Here is a 2490-nt window from a genome sequence, read left to right on the forward strand (position 1 = left end):
ACCTCCTTGATAAAGATTATTTTTGGTACAAAAACAATTTTAGCAGGTGTAGCCCTTTTTTTATATTCTAATTTAACTTATTTTTTACATTGGCCAGGGTCAGAATTTAAAAGATAACAAAAGAATATTTAAAAATTTTTCAAATATTCTTAAAAACTGAATGATTTTCAAATATTAAAAAAATTTTATTAAACTCCGTTCTCGTTAACAAAATTCAGAAATATTGGCTATTGATTGCTAATCATTTTCCACACTTTTTTTAATTTTAACAATCAAATTTAAATAAAAAAAAGAGGCCTAAGCCTCCTTTTTTGGCGTGCCCGGGGAGATTCGAACTCCCAACCTTCAGATCCGCAGTCTGACGCTCTATCCAATTGAGCTACGGGCACATAATATTTAATTTAAAAATAGGGGGAACTATCCCCCACTTTTTGGCGGAGAGGGAGGGATTCGAACCCTCGGTGGGGTTACCCCCACACTTGCTTAGCAGGCAAGCGCCTTCGACCACTCGGCCACCTCTCCAAATATCACATGTAAAATTTTAACTTAAAATAAGAAAAATGTCAAGGATTACAATTTACTAAAAATTCCTTCAGGGGAAATCCCCTGAAGGAAACAATTTAAAACGAAATATTTTAAAAGATCAAAATTTAATTGTTACAGTTCAAGATTAAATAAAATAATATAATCCAACAAAAAAGTCTACTTTCTTTTTTACTAATCTGAGTATTGACAACCACTCATAAATACTATGATTATAAAAACAATTCGGAACAATTTCCAAAATAGTTCCAAGGGTTACTTACAAAATTTTATCTACATTTGTTTAATTTAACACAACTATTTCATTCGGGCTCCTAAGTAATATTTCTGGCTTATTGCTATAATCATTAAACCAAAGTTCTCCATAGAATCTTACTTTTTTACCTTTAATGGAATATAAGTTATAATCTTTGAAAAAATATTCATATTCACCATCACGAATGGAAATTTCAAACCAATCACAATCAATATAATAATTATACGCGCCCCCACTATGGTAATTCTTTCTTATATCTTTTACTGTTCCTTCTAGAAAAACGATCTTACCTTCAAGTAAGCTTGTTACTTGTTCTTTACTACTCAAAACCTTTGCTGAATTCCATTTTGAAAATATTCCTCTTTTATTTTCAAAGGCATAGTTATATGCCTGGACAAGCCTTGGAGTTAATTTGCTATTATCATTATCAAAATATATTAATGGTCTTGCATATCCTTCCATTAAAACTGACTCTTCATAGAATATATATCCATTTTCACTATTTTTTCCAAAAACATAAGCTAGAGTTCTACCATATCCATCATTTCCTACAATCTTTAAATATATATCGTATTTACTGACAAAATCTTCTAAAAACCTTTTTGCATCCTCTCCGTACTCACCAATTGGTTTACTACCTGCATGAGTTTCTGGAGTATCAATTCCAACAATTCTCACTTTTTTGTACTCTCCATTTACATACCCATAAAATGTATCGCCATCAACAATATGCTCTACATCTAATTTTACAAATCCACTATTATTTTTAATTGGATTCAAAAAGTTTGTAGTATCAATACCTATATAAGAAAACAAGGTAATTAAGACACTAAACAACAAAATTGGTAAAAGTTTTTTCAAATCCATACTACTCCCTTCTTCTGTTACTTTTTAAAATGTGCCACCTAAAGGCGGCACAATCATTATTTTAAAATCTCAACATCGAATTGACCTCTAGGCAAAATTTCATATTCACCTTTATACAAAGTAAGGATTCCTGTAACTTTAACCTTTGAATCTTCCGTCAAATTAGAAATATCTATATTAGTGCCTTTCTTTAAATAGACTTTTATTAGAAATTCCCCTGTATCCACTACAAAATCATATTTTCTTTTTTCTTTTACCATTCCTTCAACGTAAACTAAGCTTGACAAAAAGACATCTGAAAGGCTTGTTAAAACATCTGCTTTTGGCTTATCTTTTCCAACAACTTCTATTGAATCAGCAACAAGTTCTACTATTCCATTCCACAATTTACTTTTTCCAGTTACTACAACAACATCACCTATTTCTAAGCTTTCTGTAAATGACGGTGCATAAATCATGAGTCCTGAAACCTCATCCTGAATGTAAAAGCTACCTTTTCCAAGTAAATCTTTTGGAGAAGTCACTATTCCTTTAACAGTATATGAATCACCTTCTTTTCCCATAATCACAGCTTGCAAACTAGAATATACTGTTCCTTCTTTATTTTGCTGCTCATCTACGTTTACAGAATCAGCATTTTCATTCTTGCTAGACGAAAAAACAAAAATTCTTTCAAAAAATGGCGAGCAACCTGAAAGCAATAAAAATAATACTAAAAACAAAAATAGCCTTTTTTTCATAACTAACACCTCCTCGTATAATTAGTTTAGTAAAAAGTATAAATTGGTCATTGAAAAGTAAATAGTGTTATGTAATTTCAAATA

2 protein-coding genes and 2 tRNA genes are annotated in these 2490 nt (G+C 30.6%); all 4 read right to left on the reverse strand.

The annotated features are described in order from the left end of the window. Positions 1–312: 312 nt before the first annotated feature. The 4 genes from EO083_RS09645 to EO083_RS09660 all read right to left on the reverse strand — a co-directional run bounded on the left by EO083_RS09645 (position 313) and on the right by EO083_RS09660 (position 2406). Positions 313–389, reverse strand: a tRNA-Arg gene (locus tag EO083_RS09645). Between the two features lie 43 nt (positions 390–432). Beyond that, a tRNA-Ser gene (locus EO083_RS09650) sits at positions 433–522 on the reverse strand. A 304-nt stretch (positions 523–826) separates the two neighbouring features. Continuing rightward, a complete protein-coding gene (locus EO083_RS09655; protein ID WP_126994239.1) occupies positions 827–1666 on the reverse strand; it encodes a thermonuclease family protein in 840 nt (279 codons plus the stop codon). A gap of 56 nt (positions 1667–1722) precedes the next feature. Further along, on the reverse strand, positions 1723–2406 hold the full coding sequence (locus EO083_RS09660) for an OB-fold nucleic acid binding domain-containing protein (RefSeq protein ID WP_241230039.1): 684 nt from the start codon (positions 2404–2406) through the stop codon (positions 1723–1725). Positions 2407–2490 lie beyond the last annotated feature (84 nt).

This window comes from Thermosipho globiformans (genome assembly GCF_003990895.1).
In the GTDB taxonomy this organism is placed as follows: Bacteria; Thermotogota; Thermotogae; order Thermotogales; family Fervidobacteriaceae; genus Thermosipho; species Thermosipho japonicus.

Coding starts and splice junctions, on each gene's coding strand:
- EO083_RS09655 (WP_126994239.1), bottom strand. CDS start 1,666: ATGGATTTGAAAAAACTTTTACCAATTTTGTTGTTTAGTGTCTTAATT.
- EO083_RS09660 (WP_241230039.1), bottom strand. CDS start 2,406: ATGAAAAAAAGGCTATTTTTGTTTTTAGTATTATTTTTATTGCTTTCA.